The following is a 20218-nucleotide window of genomic DNA, read 5'->3' on the forward strand; positions in this document are numbered from 1 at the left end:
CTGTCCTTCTGCTTTTGAATCAGCTGCGAGCGGTCACTTCACATCGGGCATGGCCCACTCTTTAACGCCCGCAAAGTACGGGCTCTGCTTACGGCGGCGGAAGTCGTCCGCGTCCTTCTGAGACCAGTCGTACAGGCCCTGCCCCGCCGCCTGCCCGGTCTTGCCGGTGGCCAGGCCGTCCAGCACCAGCTGCTGGAGCTCCCGGGTGCCGCACAGGTCCGGATAGACGTTCTTTGCAATGGCGCTCTCCAGTTCGTATCCCACGGCGTCGAAATACTCCAGCAGGCCGATGGATGCATAGCGCATTCCCACGGCGTACTTCACCGCCCGGTCAATGTCCGCCGCGGTGGTGACTCCCTGCTCAATGAGGTAGATGGACTCCCGGAACAGCGCCTGGGCAAAACGGTTCACCAGGAAGCCGGGCACACTGCGGTTCAGCACCACTACCTGCCGGTGCAGCGTCTCCAGCAGCGCCAGCGTACGGGTCACTGTGTCCTCCGCCGTCTTTTCGTGGCGCACCACCTCCACCAGGGGCAGCATGTGCACCGGCTGGAACGGATGCGCGATCAGAAGGCGCTCCGGGTGGGAAACCAGCCCCGCCAGGATCTCTGCGTCGATGGAGGACGTGCAGGAGGCGATCACCACGTTGGGCGCAGCGTTCTGCTCGATGGTCTCATAGACGGCCCGCTTTTCCTCAGTGCCCTCCGCCACTGCCTCGAAGACGAAGGTGTGCTCCTGCAGAGCGGCAGGGTCGTTGGTGATGGTGACCAGGGCCATGGCGGCCTGCTTGTTGCCCTCCGTAGCCAGGCCCTCGGCGATCAGGTCATCCCAGTTCTGCTCGATGGACTTCCGGCACCGCTCCAGCCCCCGCTCCGAGTGTCCGATGACCGTGCAGGGCAGGCCGTTGCCGATGATGAGCGTGGCCTGGCAGGAACCGATGGTGCCCGCTCCATAAACCGCAATTCGTTCCATAGCTGCCTCCTTTTATGATTCCTATGATTCTATTACATCATGGCCCAGCCGTGGGTCAGCCGCAGGGACTGGCCCGTCAGAGCGCCCTGATCCTTGGACAGGAATACCAGCGTGTTGGCTACATCCTCCACCGTGGTGAACACCCCGTCCACGGTATCCCGCAGCATGATGTTCTTCACCACTTCCTCCTCCGTAATGCCCAGGGAAGCCGCCTGCTCGGGGATCTGCTTTTCCACCAGCGGCGTCTTGATGAAGCTGGGGCAGATGGTATAGGTGTAGATGCCGTACTCGGCGCCCTCCCGGGCTATGGCTTTTGCCAGTCCGGCCACGCCGTGCTTGGCGAAGTTGTAGGGCTCTTTCAGCTTGGAGCCCACGAAGGACTGTACGGAGCCGGTGAACACGATCCGGCCGCCCTTGCCGGAGGCCTTCATCCGGCGGTAAGCCGCCCGGGACACCAGGAAGGCGCCGTCGGCGTGAATGGCCATCATCTTCCGCCAGTCCGCGAAGGGATACTCCTCAAAGGGGTGGACGATCTGCACACCGGCATTGGACATGACCAGATCGCAGGAGCCGTAGGTCTCCATCATCTTGTCAAAACCAGCCTCCACCTCCTGCTCATCGGCCACATCCATGTGGACGGCGATGGCGGAGAGGCCCTCTGCTGCCAGTTTGGCAGCCAGTTCCTCCGCAGCGGGCAGATTCACATCCGCCACCACGACGCCGTACCCCTCCTGCGCCATGCGCTCGGCGCAGGCCTTGCCGATACCGGACGCAGCACCGGTAATCAATGCGGATTTCATAGTCATCATGATTTCCTCCTCAATCATTTATCTTGTATCTTGATCTCGTCCGAAGCGTCAAACGATGCCGATGGTACCCAGAATGATGGCAACGATATTGGCCAGGATGGGAATTGCGCCGGCCACTATGAACATATCGAAGTATCCGCGCTTGTGGGAGATCTTGCAGTAGGACAGATAGGTGACCACCGCGCCGTCATGGGGCATGGTGTTCAGTCCGCCGCAGGCGATGGAGCCAACCCGGTGGAACACCGCCAGAGGAATGCCGGAGGTCTGGGACATCTGAATAAAGTTATCCGCCAGAGCGTCCAGGGCGATCTGGAGACCGCCGGAGGCGGAGCCTGTGGCACCAGCCAGGACATTGATGGCAATGGATTCTGCGATCAGGGGACTGCCGCCGATTCCCAAAACCAGCTCGGACAGGAACGCAAAACCCGGGGTAATCTTCACAACGGAGCCGAAGCCTACCGCTGCCGCGGTGTTCATAATGGCGGACACTGCGCTCTGGCAGCCCTTGTTGCAGGTCTCACCTACATTGGTCAGATACACACTGCCCCGCACCTTTCCCATCAGGAACAGGAACACCAGGGAGAGCAGGATCCCCGCCAGCAGGCACACCACGATGTTCATCTTGAACACATTCAGCAGGATCACAATGACCACAAAGGGGATAAAGCAGCACCAGGCCGGGGGCAGCTTATCGTCCGGCACCTCCTCCGGCATCTCATCCGGTTCGTCATACCCCTCGCCCGCGGCACGGAACTTCTTGGCCCGCCAGCTCAGCCACAGGACAGGACCCACGAACATGATGATGGTGCACACAATCCCGATCACAGGCGCCGCCGTGGCGGTGGTTCCGAAATACTCTGTGGGAATCAGGTTCTGGATCGTCGGCGTGCCGGGCATCGCGCTCATGGCAAAGGTAAAAGCGCCGGTCATAATCGTGGCCGGAATCAGGCGCCGGGTAATGTCAGCCTCCTTGAACAGCCCCAGCACAATGGGATACATGGAGAAAATGATGACGAAGCCTGAGATCCCGCCATAAGCCAGCACACCGCCGCACAGGACGGAGGCAAAGATCGCTTTGTCCCGCCCGACCAGCTTTACAACGGCTTTCGTCAAAGAGACCGCGCCGCCGGAATCCTGCATGATCTGGCCAAAAATCGCGCCCAGCATAAACGCCGGGAACCACTCCTTGACGAAGCCGACCATACCCTCCATGTAGTTCTGCGTATAGGCGGTAAACATGTCCAGCCCGCCGGTGAAGGCCACCAGCAGCGCGCAGACAGGAGCGGCCCAAAGCAGGGATTTTCCACGGAATGCCAAAAAGATCAGCAGCGCAAGGCCGACAATAATGCCAACCAAACTTAACATAAAGGCTTTCTTCCTCCCGCTATCAGAATGTAGATCTGGTCCAGGCTACAACTCTGGACGGATCCGGGGTTCACACAGAAAAGCCGCCGGCCGGCAGTGCTTCCAATGTTTATCATAGCGGAAGAATATATAAATTTCAATAATTTAATTTATCAAAAATTATATAGAATTTTTATTGTAAAATTCCAATTCTATAATATTATTCAAAAAATATTATTATAGAAAATAATAGCTCGCTTCAATACCCGTCTTAAAGGTCATCCGGCGGGAGATGGTGCTTGCAGTAATCCAGAAACAGCGCGCAGGCTTTCGGCATATACTTGTCCTTGTTCCAGGCCAGCACGATGTCCCAGTATTTCATGCTGTCGCTCATGGGCACGCAGCACACATTAGGATCCGGATGCTTGTCCAGCACCGGCTTGGGCAGGATGGAAACCGCATGGTTTTTTGACACCAGCTCCACCATGAAATCCCACTGGGAGCTGAGCAGGGCGAATTTCGGCCGGAAACCGGCCGCATGGCAGGCGTCCACGATCTGTTCGTGGAGAATGAAGTCCTGATTGAAGATGGCGAAAGAGTCATCCCGGAGCTGGGAGACCGTGACGGAGGGCTCCTTCGCCAGCGGGTGGCTCTTGTGAAGCAGCGCCACGTTCCTCTGGGTGGAAAAATGACAGTAAGCAAAGGAGGACAGGCGTTTGGAATTGAGCGTGACGGCGATATCCACCTCGCCGCGCTCGATCCGCTGGTCGATGCGGTAGGCGCCGTCCTCAATCATCTTGATCTCAATATTGGGATACTCCATGGAGAAATTGGGGATCAAGTCGCCGAAAAAGCAGGCGCCGAACAGCGGAGAGAGGCCCAGGGTGAATTTGCCGGAGCTGTTTTTGTTGGTGGTCTTCATATCGTCCAGCGTCTCCTGATACAGGTCCAGGATCTGCTTGGCCTTGGTCCACAGGCGCAGACCCTCGTCGGTCAGGTGCTGCTCCCGGTTGAAGGCGTAAAAGAGCTGAACACCCAGCTCCTCCTCCAGTTTTTTGACCGTGACGGACAGCGTGGGCTGCGACACCGCCAGACTCTCTGCTGCCTTGGAGTAGCTGCCCGCCTGTGCCACCGCCGTAAAATAATACAACTGTTTGATATCCATAGGAACGCCTTTCTGCCCTGTGCTGGTATCGGGGCCCATTTTGTTTCATCATAGCCCAATTTTCCCAAAATGGAAACCCCAAAATGCGGAGCCGCAGTCTTTTTCGGTAACATACCGGGGTGGATCATGGCACCCTTCCGGTTTGAGAAACGGCCCCGGGCACCTACAAGGGCGGCCTTCTATGCTTGATTGGAGGCGGGCGCATGGGCCAGCGGGCCGCAGCGTCCGGGTGCTTCCAACCGGCCCTCCAGGATTTCAGCTCCCTTCCCGGCAGCTCCTGTCGGGAAGGCGGCATCCCCACAGTCTTCCGCCGCTTCCACCCAAGAAAAGCAGCCCCGCGCCGGTCCGGCGCAGGGCTGTCATTCAGACAGGAAACGGAACGCCGGGTCCGGCGGACCTCCTCCCTCACATTTGAAATCCCTGCAGCAGCTTGGCGGTAAACGACCGCGTCAGCTCCCGGACAGAAATCCGGACATAGCCGACGCCCGCCAGCTCCATAGCCGTACGCTGTTGCTCCGTTACTGCGGTATAGGGGTAAATACCGAACATGAACGGGAAAAAAGCATAGAGGAATCCCTGCACGTCCTCATCCGTCATCCGGGGGAAAAACTTCTCCAGGCAGTGGGTCACGGCCAGCAGGGAGCCGCCATACGCCTTCTTGAACGCCACCAGATTTTCGATCCGGCTGTTGGCCTCCATATCATAGTGATTCATGGCCATCAGCTTCAGCAGCCGCTCCCGCCGCTCCAGTGTGCGGGCCAGCTCGTCGGAGAAAGCATCCACGGACAGCTTCCGGTGTCCGCAGCGCAGGGCGTCCAGATCCTCGATCCATGCCTCGTACTCCCGCTGGAACAGAGCCAGAAAGATCTCCTCTTTTGTCTGGAAATAGTTATAGATCGACGTTCTGGTGAAAGAGGTCTTCTCCCCGATCTCCTTCAGCGTGATCTCCTTGAAGCTCCTGGTCTCATAGAGTACGGCACAGGCATTGACAATCTCCGCTTTCCGCGCGTTCGTCAGCTCTTCTGATCCTCTCGGCATGGCAGTTCCCTCTCTTGTTTCCATGGGTTTCCGGCACGCATTCCGCGCCTATGGTCCCAGTGCTGTTCAAACACATGATACCGGTTTCCCATCGCTGTGTCAAATAGAACACGGGGCGTCCGTCCACAGCTCTCACCCAGCCGGATGGGCCGGGTATTGGGAACGCCTGCTCAAGGCCGGTGTCCTGCGGCCCCGGCGCTTCAGCACCCCGAATTCAGCACGCTTTTGGTCCAGGCGGCCGCATCCATGTGGTTGAGCAGCTTGCCCTTCTTCCAGTTGGCCTGGGGACAGTGGGACTTCAGGCTCCGCTCCGCCTTCTCGATCCCGCTGCCGCCGGAGGTGGCGAAGGGAATCACCGTCTTGCCGGAAAAATCAGATCTCTCCAGGAACGTGTCCACGATACGGGGCTCCACATACCACCAGATGGGGAAGCCGACGAACACGGTGTCGTACTGGTCCAGATCCGCCGCCGGTGCCGCGATGGCGGGGCGGCAGGCTGGATCGTTCATCTCCAGCGTGCTGCGGCTCTTCTGGTCCATCCAGTTCAGGTCCGCAGCGGTATAGGGCTCTGCCGGACAAATCTCATACAGATCCGCTCCAGCGGCCTTTGCCATCTCCTTCGCCGTGCGGGCCGTGACGCCGCTGGCGGAAAAATAGGCGATCAATATCTTGCTCATTGCAGGTTGCTCCTTTCAATGCTTACAGTTCGGTCAGATCATACGTCCGGGAGCCGAAGCCCAATTCCGCTGCGGCCTCGATGGTGTGGATGCCGTTGCGGCTGTTCACCCGCTCCATGAAGTGTTCCCTGCCCGGATCATCGGATTGCATTACCAGGTCGATACAGGCCTGGTCGATGGCCACTGGGTCCAGAGAGGCCAGGATGCCGATGTCCTTCATGCAGGGATCCTCGGCCACGGCGCAGCAGTCGCAGTCCACGGACAGGTTCTTCATCACATTGATGAAGGCAATCTTGCCCCGAAAGTGCTCTATCACGCTGGAGGCAGCATCCGCCATGGCCTCTGGAAAGACCACGGAGCTGGCGTGCTGCTCCCAGGTCTTGAAGCGGTCATCGGTTTTCCCGGCGGAGTGGATCAGCGCCTTCCCCGCCCGGGAGGCGCAGCCGATGGCCAGTTGCTTCAGGGCGCCGCCGTAGCCGCCCATGGGGTGGCCCTTGAAGTGGGCCAGCACCAGCATGGAGTCATAATGCAGGATGTGTTTGCCCACGTGGTTCTCCTTCAGGACCTTGCCATTGGGGATGGGCCACACCACGTCGGGGCCCTCGGCGTCCATCAGGTCCACGTCGAAGTACTTGGTCCAGCCATGCTCCTGCAGCAGCTTCCGGTGGGACTCCGTATGATCCCGGACACCGCCAGCCGCATCACCATAGGCGGTATTGCACTCCACGATGGTGCCGTGGACCTCCTCTACCATGGGACACCAGAATTCCGGACGCAGGAAATTCTGGTTGCCCTTCTCCCCGGAGTGGACCTTCACGGCCACCTTGCCGGGCAGCTCCACGCCCAGGGCACGATACAGCTCCACTACTTTTTCAGGCGTGATCTCCCTTGTGAAATAGACATTCGCTCTCATATTGCAGGTCTCCTTATTGACATAGTGTCAGTATCTGCATTATAGCCGTATTCTGACACGATGTCAATAGATTTTCAACAGAAATTCTGCTCTCCACCCAGGTGATTCCCAGGATAGCCTTTTGTGTGTCGTCCGTTTCTTGCATTTAAAAAATTTTTAACAAAATGTTAACTTTTTTCTGTTTGAGGACGGAAAATTAACCTGTGTTAATGCAATCTTCCCTGTAATTTTGTATAATTGCGGCGAAAGAAAGGAAGATGCGATGCATATTCAGGATTGTTTGGAGGAGATCCTCCACCTTGAGGATACAGATCTGGCCGCCAGTCTCGCAGATGCCTCAAGGCTTTTTTCCTGCAAAAAGAGGCAGCTTGTCGCCAAGCCGGACGCCTGCTCTGACTGGATCCCGTTTCTGGTCAGCGGAGTCATTCGGGGTTACCTGACGGATGAAAAAGGGCGGGATATCACGGATTGCTTCCTCTACCGGCCTGGAGAGGCCGTGCTGAGTCTCAGCATCTTGACAGCTTCCTTCCCGATCAACTTTGAGGCGGTGACGGACTGTGTGCTCTTGTCCATCCCCACCCAGCTCCTTGCGGAGCAGTTCCAGCAGTCCGCAGAGCTGCAGCAGCTGTATAGTTCTTACCTGCTGGAGAAACTGAAGCTGGAACGGGAGCTGAAGCTCCTTCTCGGCATCAGCTCCGCCATGGAGCGGTACCAGTGGTTTCTCCGCCGCTATCCCGAGCTGGCGGACGTGGTCAGCATCAAGCACATCGCATCCTTTTTATGTATGTCCCCAGTGTCTCTGAGCCGCCTGCGCGGGCAGCTGCGCAAGCGCGGCGAGGAGCCTCCGGTCAAGCAGAGCCGACTCTCAGAAAAGAGCGGGCTCTTTTGATGTCCGCCGCCAGAATATGGGCGGCCCAGCTTGTGGAAGATGTTCTCCCGCGCTCCCCGGCGGAACAGCGGGAGCTTCTTGAATACGGCCCTGCGGCCAACGGAAAGAAGGCGATCCCCGGAACTGAGTGACTTCCCCCTGCACCTGTGTGAAATTAGGAAAGACCAAGGAGAAAGCGAAATGAAAAAGAGATTTTTTGCACTGTTCCTGACCATGGCGCTGCTGCTGCCCGCCGTGCTGCTGTCCGGCTGCGCATCTGCCGACAGCGGCATCATGGACACCGCGAATCTGAACGCCACCGCTGCCGGCGGCGACAGCAGCCTGCCTGTCGTGACCTGGAAGATGGGTTCCGTTTGGGGCGCTGGTAACGTCCACTTCACCGTGGACCAGCGCTTCGCGGAGCTGGTGAGCCAGCTGACCGACGGCCGGTTCATCATTACCAATTACTCCGAGGGCGAACTGTGCTCCGCCAGCCAGCTGTTCGACTTTGTCAGCCAGGGCACCGTGGAGTGCGGCGGCGACTGGGGCGGCTACTGGTCCGGCAAGGACACGGCCTTTGAGCTGCTGTCCACTATCATGGACGACTTTACCGCCCTGGACTACTACACCTGGATCTATGAGGCCGGCGGCATGGACTGCTATAAGGAGATGTACGGCCAGTACAACATGGAGTACTTCCCGCTGGTTACCAACCCCTCCGAGTCCGGCATCCGCTCCGTGTCCCCCATCACCTCCATCGAGGATATGCAGCACATGAAGATCCGCCTGGGCGGCGTCATGGCCGGCAAGGCAGCGCAGAAGCTGGGTATCAACATCACCACCGTGGCCGCCTCCGAGCTGTATGAGTCCCTGCAGCGCGGCGTGATCGACGGCGGCGAGTTCTCCGGCCCCAAGGCCGACGACTCCCTGAAGCTGCAGGAGGTCGCCCCCTACTGGTGCGCCCCCGCCTGGTATCAGTCCGCCGGTGTCAACGGCGTCATGGTGAACAAACAGGCCTGGGAAAGCCTGCCTGAGGCCTATCAGGTGGCCTTTGAGAGCGCCGCCCGCCTCTGCTGCGGTGAGCAGCTCTCCCGTTACATCTACAATGATATGACCGTCACCAATCAGATGATCGAGGATCAGGGCGTCACGGTCACCAGCCTGTCCGACGAGGACATGCAGCTTATCCGCGAAACCTGCATCGAGACCTATAAGGAGGAGTGCGAGATCAACCCCAACTTCAAGATGGTCTATGAGTCCATGCAGGCCTACCGTGAGACTGCCAACAACTACCGCGACTGGACCGGCGACTACGGCTTCGGCTTCAACCGCGGCGAATGAACGCCTCTTCAACAACTGATGAGAGAGTTTATGAAAGAGGTGTGAATTTCTGATGAAAGCCATCAAAGCAATCTACAATGGCATCGACAAGTTCAACGACTTCCTGGGCCGGATCTTCTCCGTCCTGTCGCTGGCAATCCTTGCCGTCATCATGTGCGAGGTCATCCTGCGCCGTATTTTCAACCGGCCGCAGATCTGGACTCAGGACCTGATCGTGATGCTGTTCGCCTGCTATATCATTCTGATCAGCGCATACGGCCTTCAGAAAAAGGCCTTCGTGGCGGTGGACGTGGTCTACGCTATGTTCCCTGTCCGGGTCCAGCACATCCTGCATATCGTCACATACGCGATCTTCCTGGTCCCCTTCCTGATGGGTCTCGTTCCCGCCAGCTGGACCTTCTTCCTGAACGCGTATACCACCGGTGAGCAGACCTACTCCGTGTGGGCCGCGCCCACCTGGCCGGTGAAGCTCTGCCTGTTCGTGGGGCTGGTGCTGCTCGCCATCCAGGCCGTCTCTGAGATCCTCAAGCATGTAGAGGGACTCGTCACGGCTTCCGCGAACGGAAAGGAGGCGCAGGGATGACTGCGATTTTGGAACAACTGCAGGGGCTGGTCGCAGCCGCTGAGATCCCCGCCGGCACGCTTGGCGTGGCGCTGATCCTCGGCCTGTTCGGCCTGATGGTCGTGGGCCTTGTCCTGGGCCAGGAGCTGGCCTTCGTGCTGGGCGGCGCCGGCGTCATCGTCGGCTGGCTGGCCTGGGGTACCCCCGGCGTCACCATCGCCATGACAAAGATCTACGACCAGATGCAAAGCTACTCCATGGTGGCCATCCCCATGTTCGTGCTGATGGCCAACTTCCTGACCCACTCCAAGGTGGCGGACGGCCTGTTTGAGTCCATCCGTTACCTGCTGGGGCCCCTGAAGGGCGGACTGGGTCTGGCCGTGATCCTGGTTTCCACTGTATTCGCCGCCACCACCGGCATCGTGGGCGCCTCCGTTGTCACCATGGGCATGCTGTCTCTCCCCGTGCTGCTGCGCAGCGGCTACAAGCCCTCCCTGGCCTGCGGCATGGTGTGCGCCGGCGGCTCCCTGGGCATTCTGATCCCGCCCTCCATCATGCTGGTCTCCATGGGCTCTTACGCAGAGGTCTCCGTCGGCAAGATCTTCTTCGCCGCCATCGTCCCCGGCCTGAGCCTGTCCCTGGGATACATCATCTACCTGATGGTGGTCTGCCACATCCATCCCGACTGGGGCCCGGCCATGAGTCCCGAGGAGCTGGCGGAGATGCCCCTGAAGAAGCGCATCACCGGCTCCCTGATCAACCTGATCCCGCCGCTGATTCTGATCTTCGGCGTGCTGGGCTCCATCTTCGGCGGCATCGCCACCCCCACGGAGGCCGCGGGCATCGGCGCCCTGTTCTCCCTGATCCTGGCGATCTTCTACAAGCAGTTCAGCTGGAAGATGCTCTATGAGTCTCTGATCGACACCGCCAAAACCACCGCCATGGTGTTCATCATCCTCTTCGGCGCAGCTGCCTTTACCGGCGTGTTCATGTCTCTGGATGGTGACCAGATCATCGCGGACTGGGTCCTGAGCATGGGTATCGGCAAGTGGGGCGCTTTCGCCATCATGATGGTCATCATGTTCCTTCTGGGCATGTTCATCGACTGGCTGGGCATCGTCATGATCGTGTTCCCCATCTTCCTGCCGATCATGGATACCTTCGGCTTCGACCGGCTGTGGCTGGTGGCCGTCAGCGCCACGCTGCTGCAGACCTGCTTCATGACGCCGCCCTTCGGCTTCGCCCTGTTCTATGTGAAGGGCATCCTGCCTCCGAGCATCAAAATCCAGGAGGTCTACAGGGGCGTTATACCGTTCATTATCATCATCTGTATCGTGACCGCGCTCTGCGCGGTGTTCCCGCCGCTGGTCACCTGGCTGCCCAGCATGCTGGCAAGCTGATCCCCATAAGCGAAGAGGTCCGAAGGACGTACGTCCTTCGGACCTCTTTTCTCTTTTGTCCATTTCCAGCGGACGGCCGGTCTGCCGGAGACGTTACGCCCGGGTCTGAAACACCCGGCTGCGGTGGACCAGCCGCTCCACAAAGGACGTGGCCGGGTGCGCCAGGAGGCGGCTTGGCGCGTCATACTGCTGGATCTGCCCGGCGTCCATCACCAGTGTGCGGGTCCCCAGTTTCAGGGCTTCCGCGATGTCGTGGGTCACAAACAGGACGGTGATGCCGCTCTCCCGGTGGATGCGCAGGAGCTCATCCTGCAGCTGGCCCCGGGTGATCTCGTCCACCGCGCCGAAGGGCTCGTCCATCAGCAGAAGCTCCGGACCGGCGGCCAGCGCCCTGGCGATACCCACCCGCTGGCGCTGCCCGCCGGAGAGGGCGCGGGGATACCGCCCCGCCAGCGCCGGGTCCAGCCCCACCTGCTTCAGCAGGGCAGCGACTTTTTCTCTGCACTGCTTCCCCTTCCATTCCTCCAGGCCGGAGATGGCGGGCACATAGGCAATGTTCTTCTCCACGGTCATGTGGGGAAACAGGCCCACGTTCTGGATGGCGTAGCCGATGCGGCGGCGCAGGGCCACCGGGTCAATTCGGGCCACATCCTGCCCCTGGATCAGGACTCGGCCCGTGTCCGGCGACAGCAGGCCGTTTACCAGCTTCAGCACGGTGGTCTTTCCGCAGCCGGACCGGCCGATGATCGACACAAATGCGCCCGGCTCCACATCCAAAGAGAAGTCCCGCAGAACGGTCTGGGTGCCGAAGGCCTTGGAGACGCCTTCAAAGCGAATGATCGGCTGGGTCATATCACGCCTCCAGCAGGCCCTTCTGGAGCAGGAAGTCCCTGGCCGCATCCCGCTCGTTCCGGCCCTCCACCTCCACCTGGTAGTTGAGCGCGGCCATCTCCCCGTCTGAGAGAATACCGTCCATCTGCATCAGCACCTCCTCCAGACCGGGGAATTTTTCCAATGCGTCCCGGCGGACCACCGTGGAGCAAAAGTAGTTCACCTGCAGATGCTTGTCATCCTCCAGCGTCACTAGGTCTGTGTCCGGATTCGCCAGTTGGGCGTCGGTGGTGAAGGCGTTGGTCACGTCGATATCTCCGCCGGCCAGGGCCTGGTATTTCAGGCCGATGTCGATGTCCACCACATTCCGGAAGTCCAGGCCGTAAGTCTTGCACAGGGTTGGAAAGCCGTCCTCCCGCTCCAGATAGTCCGGGTTTCCGCCGAAGGTCAGCTCACCGGCCGCCCCGGCCAGATCGCTGGTGGTCTCCAGGCCGTACTGCTCCGCCACATCGCCCCGGACGGCAACGGTGAAGGTGTTGTTGAAGCCGTACTTCCCCACCCAGGTCATGTGGAACTTCTCCTCGTACTCCTGCTGAAGCCGGGTGAACATCTCTGCATCATCCACACCCTCGGCCTGGTGGTCCAGCACCAGTACCCAACCGCTGGAGGTATACTCCGGATAGAGGTCGAACTCTCCGCTCTCCATGGCGGGCTGGATGTTGCTGGTGCCGCCGCCCACGCCCTTAGTGATCTCCACGTCATAGCCGGCCTGCTCAATGAGAAGGCCCAGCATCTCTCCCAGGATGTACTGTTCCGTCATGGGCTTGGTGGCGATTCGGACAGGGTCGCCAGAGCCGGTCTCCCCTCCGGAGGCGGCGCCTCCGCCGCAGCCGGTCAGGGTGCCCAGCATCAGGATGGCTAGGACGGCCGCCTGCAGTCGATTCAGGATGTTCATAAGTTCAGCTTCCTCTCTTTTTGAAATAGCGCTCCAGCGCGCCCAGCGCCAGATCGCAGACAATGGCCAGCAGGGCGATCAGGATGCTGCCCGCCGCCGTCATGGCCGGATCGTAAATGGTGATTCCCCGGTAGACGGCCACGCCCAGGCCACCGGCCCCCACAAAGGAGGCAATGCCGGCCACGGAGATGGTCATGACCACCATGTTCCGCACGCCCGCCAGGATGACTCCGGCGGCCATGGGCAGCTTCACCCGAAACAGCGCCTGTGTCCCCGTACTGCCCATGCCCCTGGCTGCCTCCAGAATATCCGGGTCCAGTGTGGTGAGTCCCACGTAGGTGTTGTGCACCATGGGCATGATGCCGTAAACCGTCAGGGCAATAACGGCAGTCTTGTTGCCGATCCCGCTGAAGGGGATCAGGATGCCCAGCAGGGAGATGGCGGGAATGGTGTACAGCACGTTGCAGACGCCCATCACCGGCGGCGCGATACGGGGATGCTCCGCGATCCAGATGCCTGTCAAAAGACCGATCATGCCGGACATGGCGATGACGGTCAGAGCCAGGCCGATGTGGGCCAGCAGCAATCCCGCGAACCAGTCTGCCCGCTGGGCGTACAGGCCCAAAATCCCTTGCAGCAGTTTCATGAGCCGCTTACGGGTGCAGGCGGCGCACTGCGTCTGCCGGACAGGCCTCCGCGCAGCGGCCGCACTGGAGGCAGTGCGCCCAGTTGATGACATAGGGCGTTCCGGGAGTGATGCACTTCTGGGGACAGGCTGAGGCACAGGCGCCGCAGCCGATGCATGCATCCTGGATCACAAAGCCGTTGTACTCCTCCGTGTCCCCGCCGTAGGCAAATGTCTCCCGGCTGATGGGATAGTGGAGCAGGTCGAACCACTCGCCATGGCCCGCGTAGATGTGGAAGGCGTCCAGGATATAACGGCTCTCACCGGGGTAGACCTCGTTCATACCGGGATTCTGCGCAAAGACCTTGTCCACCCAGCTTTTGTCCACGACCCGCAGCTTCCCGGTGAATTTCAGGGACTGGCAGTCTGGACACATGGCTGCCAGGGCGATCTCTCCCGTCTCCACCAGCTGCTTGTAGAAGGGCTTGCCTCTGGAGGTGACAATATACATCCCATCGTCCTCTGCCAGCATCACGTTGATGATCCGGGCCTGGGGATGGCCCTCCGCATCCACCGTGGCGGCGGCTGCGATCTTCACCCGGCGGAACAGGTCCACGTATTTTTTTGCTTTTTCGTTCATGGAGAACACCCTTTCGTTTTCTGATCTGTGCCCCCATGGTAGCGCGGCAGGCGGCTTTCGTAAAGTACGCACAATCTTGTGGCATAGGCACCAACAGGTAACGAATGGGCAGTTACCAGCCGGTAACGATTGGGCAACTGCAAGGTATCGCGGCATTTTGAGACCGGGAAAATTTTTCCCAGGATACGGCTTCACAGGGGTGTCTGCCTTGGCGCTTCAGGAGGCTTTCCCCGCCGCAGGCAAAAAGCCAGCCCCGCGCCTGCTGAGCGCGGGGCTGGCTCTCCTGCAAGATCGCATTTGATGCCGGTGTGTTCAATGCCATCCGGAGGCTGGTGAAGATCTCCGCGGGACCTCCGCCCCGCTCAATATCCGGCCTTGCCGCTGCCGGGCTGGCCGTAGGACCTGAATCGCTCCATGACCTCCGCCATCTGCTCATCCGTCAGGATATTGGGCGTGCCGATGCACATGGTCCGGTACTGCAGCTCCGCGACATACTCCAGATTACAGGCCAGGCCGTAAGCACTTTTGAGGTCCCTGCCGCAGGCCACCAGGCCGTGGTTGCTCAGCAGAACGGCGTCGCTGCCGCCGCAGGCCTCTATGGCGGCCTCTGCCAGCTCCGCTGTGCCGAAGAGGCGGTACGGCGCGCAGGGGACGGTGGCTGCTCCGGTGTCGCCGATTGCATAGTGGACAGCCCGAAGGGGCTGGCCCAGCACGGCAAAGGTGGTGCAGTACATGGAGTGGGTGTGCACCACGGCCCTGGCGTGGGGCTTGTGGCGATAGAACGCGGTGTGCAGCGCCCACTCGCTGGAGGGCTTGCGGACGCCGTCCACAATGTTGGCCTCCAGGTCCGTGATGACCACGTCCTCCGGCGTGGTGGAGAAATAGTCCATGCCGGAGGGGCTGATGGCCATCAGTCCCTTTTCCGCGTTGCAGACGCTGATATTGCCGCTGGTTCCCGTGCTCAGACGGTCGGTGCTCATTTTCCTGCCGTATTCAACAACCAGCTCTCTTTCCTCCTGCATCAGCATAATTTGCTGCCTCCTGTTTTCATTTTCATTTTTAATTTCTGATATAGCTGCCCGTATGATTCCGGTTTTGCGGACACGCCGGAAAAGGCGGGCGGGGCTTCCGTCCCTTGCCTGATATGCAGCAGAGCACATTTCTCCCGGCGGAAAGGACCTACCCAGATTCCTTCCACACAGCCGGATCGGCCTGCCGGGGGTGCTCTTCGGCATCCGGCCCAGCGCCGCAACCGGCATACCGTCCCCCTGCGTTTTCCAGTTCTTCCGCCCGGCGGCCCTTTGCCGTCAATAGAACGGCTTGACGTCAGAGTCAAAATAGTTTCCCAGCAGATACGGCACATACACGCCCTTGTCCGTCACCACGCCGGAGATCAGATGCGGCGGCACTACGTCGAAGGAGGGGTAGATGGCCTTCACCCCGGGGAGCGTGTTGGGGATCCCCCGATAGGAGAGGACTTGGGCGGGGTCCCGCATCTCGATGACGATGTCGTCCTTCGTCCGCTTCTCCCGGTCCGGGATGCCGGTGACATAGTAGGGCACCCCGAAATACTTGGCCAGGATGGCGATCTGGAAAGTGCCGATCTTGTTGGCGATATGGCCGTCCCAGGCGATGGAGTCCGCCGCTGAGGTAAAGAGGTCGATGCCCTCCCGCTCCATGGCGTAGGCGATCATATTGTCTGTCAGGACCGTGGTATCGATGCCCATCTGGGCAAAGCAGCTGGACGTGAGCCGGGCCCCCTGTAAATAAGGCCGTGTCTCCGCGCAGTAGGCCCGGAAGGTCTTGTTCTGCCGCCTGGCGGCCCGGATCACTGTGCCGATGATGGTTTCGCCGAAGCACTGGGTCAGGATGGCGCCGCCATTGGGGATCAGATTCGCCAGATAATGCCCCACCACCTGCATGGTGCTGTACCGGCGGTTCAGGGACTCCACAGTGGATGCCACGATGGCCTCCACCGGATCCCGGCCCGCAGCCAGGGTCTCCTTCGCCACATCGGCACAGCGGCAGGTGATCTGGCCGTACCGGTTGGCGGTGGTAGGCCGGGCGTGTGCCAGGTCATAGGCCGCCTGCCGCAGAAACTCCTCCTGCGCCCGTGCGCCCTTGTCCCGGACCTGCCAGGCAGCCAGGGCCATGCCCATGCCCACGGCGGTATAGGGGCCCGCGCTCTGGGTCACCATGTCCGCGATGGCCTGTACCACCTCGTGGTAGTCCGTGCACACCACGAACCGGACCTCTGTGGGATAGACCCGGCGGTCCAGAATGCGGACTTTTCCCTTCTCAAACCACGCCACATGCTCATATTGCAGCAGGAACGGCATATCCCGGTCCATACGTTCCATCTTGCCGCCTCCTTTACGCCAGTATCCCGCGGAAAGCTCTGGTCACAGCGGAGCCATTCAGGCCGCTCTCCCGCTCCCGGATTAGGAAGATACCCATTTTAATCAGGGCCCGCTCCATGGGAATCCGGATGTCCGGGTCTGTGACGGAGGTGACCTCCATGACCTTGGAGTCGCCCACCACCCGTCGGATGATCTCCGTGCCCGCATAGCCGTAGGAGTCGGCCATGACGCCGTCCAGATACGCGCGGCAGAACCCCTCCGCCCGGTACAGGGGGAAGGTCACCAGCTCGTCGTACCTGGCGGTCAGCTTCTCCGCCGTCAGGTCGCACACGCCGCGGATGGTATCCTCCAGCGCCCGGGCAGCCGCCGTGTCCTGCGGTACGGTGAAACAGCGGTTGGCCCAGGAGAAGAACAGGTTCCCGATGACGTTGCCGATATCATATCCCATGGGACCGTAAAAGGCGAATTCCGGATCAATGACCTTTACGCCCTGTTCGTTGGCAAAGATGGAGCCGGTGTGGAGATCCCCGTGGAGCAGCGCCTGGGCGTTGTTCATGAAGCCGTTTCGGAGCCTGCCCACCTCCCTGTGAAGGGCATCATTTTCATAGAGAAAGGTCCTGACAAAGTCCTCGTTCCCGGGGGTAACGATGTTGCGGCCCTTGTAGTTCCAGTAGGGTTCCGTCAGGACCAGATCCTCCGTGATGTCGCACAGCTCCGGATTGGTGAAGAACTGCACCCGGCGCTTTTTCTCCCGGCGGTCCAGCACCAGATCCGTGGTGGGCAGCAGGGACTGGGCCAGGAAGGTGGAGATGTTCTCCGCCAGATGGCCGTATATCCTGCCCGCCAGCAGCTCCTTGCGGAGGTTCCGATAGGCGGAGATATCCTCCATGGACAGAGCCGCCATGGTCTCGTCATAGTGGTAGACCTCCGGGATGTAATCCGGCGCCAGCCGGGACTCCAGCTGCAGGGCCTGCGCCTCGATCCTGCTCCGATAGATGTCCAGCGGCCGCCCGGAGGAGCGCAGCCGCTTGTCCGCCTGCTTGACGATGACCGAGCGGCCATCCCGCAGAGAGCGGACCCGGAAGACGTAGTTGATGTTGCCGTCGCCGATCTCCGTACAGGTGGTCTCCTCATCCGGGTCGAACCGGTGAAGAACCTCTGCCGCATAGCGCTTGACGTCATCCGGCTTCATGAGGAAAAATTCGCTGAATGCAGACATGGATCAAAGGACTCCCTTCTCATTGCGGACCGAAACGGACAGGCGCGGCTTTTACCCTCTCTTTTCAACCCGGGCAGGATTTCCCGCGTGTTTGAAAATGATGGGTAGACCGGGGCAGCGCCGTTTTGCAGCGGCCAGAGCCTGCCCGGCGGCCAGGGATGATCGGCCCTTCTCCGATTGACCATAGATACTTGTTTCTCTTGCCCCGGCCTGCCGGGATATTCCCCAGGCGTTCTGCCGGACAGGCCAAGGAAGCGTGGCATCTCCCTGTCCGTGGGCGATCAACCAAATCATACCATAAGACAGGGCCATTCTCAACAATATGTCCGGTATAACCGCTTAACTTTCAGGATTTCAACCGCCTCAATCATGCACACAAGCAGCTTGCGGCCGTCCCGCCCCGGCTGTCGGGTCCGGGATGCGATGCCGCGCCATTCCCAGGCGAGGATTCTGCTGACGGGGCCGCCTGCTTCCCTCCGGTGCCAACGCACGCTCCGGCAGCCCGGTTCCGCCTGTCATCATTCTGCCGGAACTCCTCCGGCGGAAGTCCGCCAGGACAGAGATTGCCAGGAGAATCCCCAGCCGTTGTCCGTCCATGCGGCGTGGCGCACAGCCATCCGCGAAACGCGAATCGCCGCATGAACGGCAGAAAAGGCATGGCAGCTTGCCATGCCTTTTCCGGCACCGGGTCCGGGGAACCCCAAAAGCGGCATACGGACCGCATCTCCATTCTCCGGCAGAGAGCGTGCCATATCGTGCTTTGTCTCCTCCGCACACGGCCGCAGGTCAGTGTTTGCGTCCTGCCGCAGTGCCTTTCCGCCGCCAGCGGATGAGCCAGCAAAAGCCGATCAACAGCCCGGCAAAGCCGACGGCCAGAATAACGACCGCCAGAGGACCGGCCCGCTCCGTCAGGCAGAAGGTGACCGTCCCGGTCTGGCTCTCCAGCAGCAGATACTGGCCGTCCAACCGGGCATCCGTCTTGGTCCAGCCATCCTCACTCAGCACCCAGAGGTCGTACCGCTTGCCGGGGTCCGGCAGGCGGCAGTGGACCGTGTAGGCCGCCTGTTCCAGGTCCGGGTCCTCCACCGTCACGGTATAGGCGGTGCCCGCATACTCCGCGCCGCCGTCTGTCCAAGCCACCTCTTCCGTGGTGTGGGAGACCTGTGCCCGGCTGCTGAAGCTGCCGTCCACCAGGATCTCCGGCAGCTCCCCGCCATCTGTCAGGGCGGAGGTGTAGGGGGTATACTCCGCCTCCAGGGTCTGGCTGGCGGTGAGGCAGGTGTAGTCCAGATCCGGCCAGGAGGCAGAGCAGCCCTTTTTCGCCGGAATCTCCGGCAGGGCGTCAATCCCCTCTCCGTACTGGAAGGGGACGACCTCTACCACCACGCCGTCCGCCACAAAGGTCAGCTCCAGCCGGGAGAAGGATTCCGGTACGCCGGGCGTGGTGCACAGGGTGTCAAAATCCACCGGTTCAGCATGGCCGGCGTAGCTGATCCCATCCAGAGCCCCCAGTCGTTCACTGGTAAAGGTGTTATCGGATACGGCGGCATCGGCGTCCACATCTCCCGCCACGGCGCCCAGATAGGCGGAGCACTCTTCGATTTCCACCAGCGTATGGCAGTTTTCCAGCGTGGCTCCCAGTCCGGCCACGCCGCCGATATAATCGCCGCCGGAGAGATGACACTTGACCCAGCTGTCCCGGATGGTCCCCCAGGAGGCGCCGGCGATACCGCCTACATAACCGCCGTCCGTGCTGGCGATGTCCCCATAGTTCTCGCAGCCGCTCACCCGCCCCAGGTCCATGAGACCCACCACGCCGCCGGCATAGTCCCGTTTTCCGGTGACGCCGCCCCGGTTCATGCAGGCGCGGACCACGGCCTTCGTCTGATAGCGGAAGTCCAGGGAGCGGTCTCCCTCTTCGATCAGGTCATCCTCGGGGTCGAAGTCGTATTCAATGGCCATGGACCCTACGATGCCGGCCACGTTGATGTCTCCCTCCACGGTCCCTGTGTTCCGGGAATTGGCGACACATCCGGTATCCGGTCCACTGGTCTCCTGGTCCGAGATGTCCTCGAAACGGTCCGACAATTCCTCTCCAGTTTGCTCCAGCAGATCCCGCAGCAGATCCGTGATAACCCGGAACTGGTCTCCGATGGCTTCCAGATCGTCCAATAGTGTATCCGTGGCCGCGGACATGGTCTCCCGCAGGGCGTCGCCGTCCTCCAGTAGACCGGCAAAGACGTCCCCCAGGGCGTCCCCCTGCTCCCGAATGGCACTGTCAATGGGACGGATGGTGATGGTGGGCTCCTCGGCCAGCTCCCAAAAGACGTCGGCCAGGTCCTCGCCGAGGCGGGATGCCCGGGAAGCCACTTTCTCCAACGTCCTGCCCGGGTCCCGAAACGCTTCCGCCAGGTCTCCGCCCTGTGCCAGAAGCTTTGCCAGCAGCGCTGCCGCGTCGGTGGCGTGTCCGGCGGCGGCCCGCAGGGCCTGAGCCGCCTC

Annotated in this window: 18 protein-coding genes and 1 pseudogene; 4 read left to right on the forward strand and 15 right to left on the reverse strand. The window is 60.7% G+C overall.

Annotated elements, in window-relative coordinates; translation table 11 throughout:
• Positions 1-33: 33 nt before the first annotated feature.
• The 7 genes from HMPREF1546_RS06960 to HMPREF1546_RS06990 form a co-directional block, all read right to left on the reverse strand.
• Positions 34-972: a 3-hydroxyacyl-CoA dehydrogenase family protein gene (locus HMPREF1546_RS06960; protein WP_021748823.1), complete on the reverse strand. Its 939-nt coding sequence runs from the start codon at positions 970-972 to the stop codon at positions 34-36.
• A gap of 32 nt (positions 973-1004) precedes the next feature.
• A complete protein-coding gene (locus tag HMPREF1546_RS06965) occupies positions 1005-1781 on the reverse strand; it encodes a 3-hydroxybutyrate dehydrogenase (RefSeq protein ID WP_036627612.1) in 777 nt (258 codons plus the stop codon).
• A 48-nt stretch (positions 1782-1829) separates the two neighbouring features.
• Positions 1830-3146 (reverse strand): GntP family permease, encoded by a 1317-nt coding sequence (locus tag HMPREF1546_RS06970; RefSeq protein ID WP_021748825.1) that lies wholly within the window; start codon positions 3144-3146, stop codon positions 1830-1832.
• A 250-nt stretch (positions 3147-3396) separates the two neighbouring features.
• Positions 3397-4290, reverse strand: a complete 894-nt coding sequence (locus HMPREF1546_RS06975; protein WP_025544428.1) for a LysR family transcriptional regulator — start codon at positions 4288-4290, stop codon at positions 3397-3399.
• Positions 4291-4695: 405 nt separating this feature from the next.
• Positions 4696-5328 carry a TetR/AcrR family transcriptional regulator gene (locus HMPREF1546_RS06980; RefSeq protein WP_036630013.1) on the reverse strand — a complete coding sequence of 211 codons (633 nt, stop codon included), beginning with the start codon at positions 5326-5328 and terminating at the stop codon, positions 4696-4698.
• Between the two features lie 200 nt (positions 5329-5528).
• Positions 5529-6005, reverse strand: a complete 477-nt coding sequence (locus tag HMPREF1546_RS06985) for a flavodoxin (protein WP_021748829.1) — start codon at positions 6003-6005, stop codon at positions 5529-5531.
• Positions 6006-6027: 22 nt separating this feature from the next.
• The gene (locus HMPREF1546_RS06990) at positions 6028-6918 is read right to left on the reverse strand and encodes a DUF362 domain-containing protein (RefSeq protein WP_021748830.1); all 891 of its coding nucleotides are present in this window, start codon (positions 6916-6918) and stop codon (positions 6028-6030) included.
• Positions 6919-7180: 262 nt separating this feature from the next.
• Between HMPREF1546_RS06990 and HMPREF1546_RS06995 the strand changes: the two genes are divergently transcribed.
• The 4 genes from HMPREF1546_RS06995 to HMPREF1546_RS07010 all read left to right on the forward strand — a co-directional run bounded on the left by HMPREF1546_RS06995 (position 7181) and on the right by HMPREF1546_RS07010 (position 11089).
• Positions 7181-7807 carry a Crp/Fnr family transcriptional regulator gene (locus HMPREF1546_RS06995; RefSeq protein WP_021748832.1) on the forward strand — a complete coding sequence of 209 codons (627 nt, stop codon included), beginning with the start codon at positions 7181-7183 and terminating at the stop codon, positions 7805-7807.
• A gap of 180 nt (positions 7808-7987) precedes the next feature.
• Positions 7988-9127 (forward strand): TRAP transporter substrate-binding protein, encoded by a 1140-nt coding sequence (locus HMPREF1546_RS07000; RefSeq protein WP_021748834.1) that lies wholly within the window; start codon positions 7988-7990, stop codon positions 9125-9127.
• A 52-nt stretch (positions 9128-9179) separates the two neighbouring features.
• Positions 9180-9710, forward strand: coding sequence for a TRAP transporter small permease subunit (locus tag HMPREF1546_RS07005; protein WP_021748835.1), 531 nt, complete (start codon positions 9180-9182; stop codon positions 9708-9710).
• Complete coding sequence (locus tag HMPREF1546_RS07010) at positions 9707-11089, forward strand: TRAP transporter large permease subunit (RefSeq protein ID WP_021748836.1); 1383 nt, start codon at positions 9707-9709, stop codon at positions 11087-11089. The genes HMPREF1546_RS07005 and HMPREF1546_RS07010 overlap by 4 nt, the downstream gene beginning before the upstream one ends.
• A gap of 93 nt (positions 11090-11182) precedes the next feature.
• Here the strand turns inward: HMPREF1546_RS07010 and HMPREF1546_RS07015 are convergent, their stop codons facing one another.
• From HMPREF1546_RS07015 to HMPREF1546_RS07050, 8 genes and pseudogenes are all read right to left on the reverse strand, one after another.
• The gene (locus HMPREF1546_RS07015; RefSeq protein WP_021748837.1) at positions 11183-11941 is read right to left on the reverse strand and encodes an ABC transporter ATP-binding protein; all 759 of its coding nucleotides are present in this window, start codon (positions 11939-11941) and stop codon (positions 11183-11185) included.
• A gap of 1 nt (position 11942) precedes the next feature.
• A complete protein-coding gene (locus tag HMPREF1546_RS07020) occupies positions 11943-12875 on the reverse strand; it encodes a glycine betaine ABC transporter substrate-binding protein (protein ID WP_021748838.1) in 933 nt (310 codons plus the stop codon).
• Positions 12876-12879: 4 nt separating this feature from the next.
• Positions 12880-13521, reverse strand: coding sequence for an ABC transporter permease (locus HMPREF1546_RS07025; RefSeq protein ID WP_021748839.1), 642 nt, complete (start codon positions 13519-13521; stop codon positions 12880-12882).
• A gap of 7 nt (positions 13522-13528) precedes the next feature.
• A complete protein-coding gene (locus HMPREF1546_RS07030) occupies positions 13529-14140 on the reverse strand; it encodes a 4Fe-4S binding protein (RefSeq protein ID WP_021748840.1) in 612 nt (203 codons plus the stop codon).
• A gap of 362 nt (positions 14141-14502) precedes the next feature.
• Positions 14503-15168 (reverse strand): class II aldolase/adducin family protein, encoded by a 666-nt coding sequence (locus HMPREF1546_RS07035; protein ID WP_036630015.1) that lies wholly within the window; start codon positions 15166-15168, stop codon positions 14503-14505.
• A gap of 279 nt (positions 15169-15447) precedes the next feature.
• Positions 15448-16500, reverse strand: a complete 1053-nt coding sequence (locus tag HMPREF1546_RS07040) for an S-methyl-5-thioribose-1-phosphate isomerase (protein WP_021748843.1) — start codon at positions 16498-16500, stop codon at positions 15448-15450.
• Between the two features lie 13 nt (positions 16501-16513).
• Positions 16514-17719, reverse strand: a complete 1206-nt coding sequence (mtnK, locus tag HMPREF1546_RS07045; RefSeq protein ID WP_021748844.1) for an S-methyl-5-thioribose kinase — start codon at positions 17717-17719, stop codon at positions 16514-16516.
• A gap of 786 nt (positions 17720-18505) precedes the next feature.
• Positions 18506-20218 (reverse strand): annotated as a pseudogene (locus HMPREF1546_RS07050) (LapA family protein); the annotation flags it as partial.

Source organism: Oscillibacter sp. KLE 1745 (assembly GCF_000469445.2).
Taxonomy (GTDB): Bacteria; Bacillota; Clostridia; order Oscillospirales; family Oscillospiraceae; genus Oscillibacter; species Oscillibacter welbionis.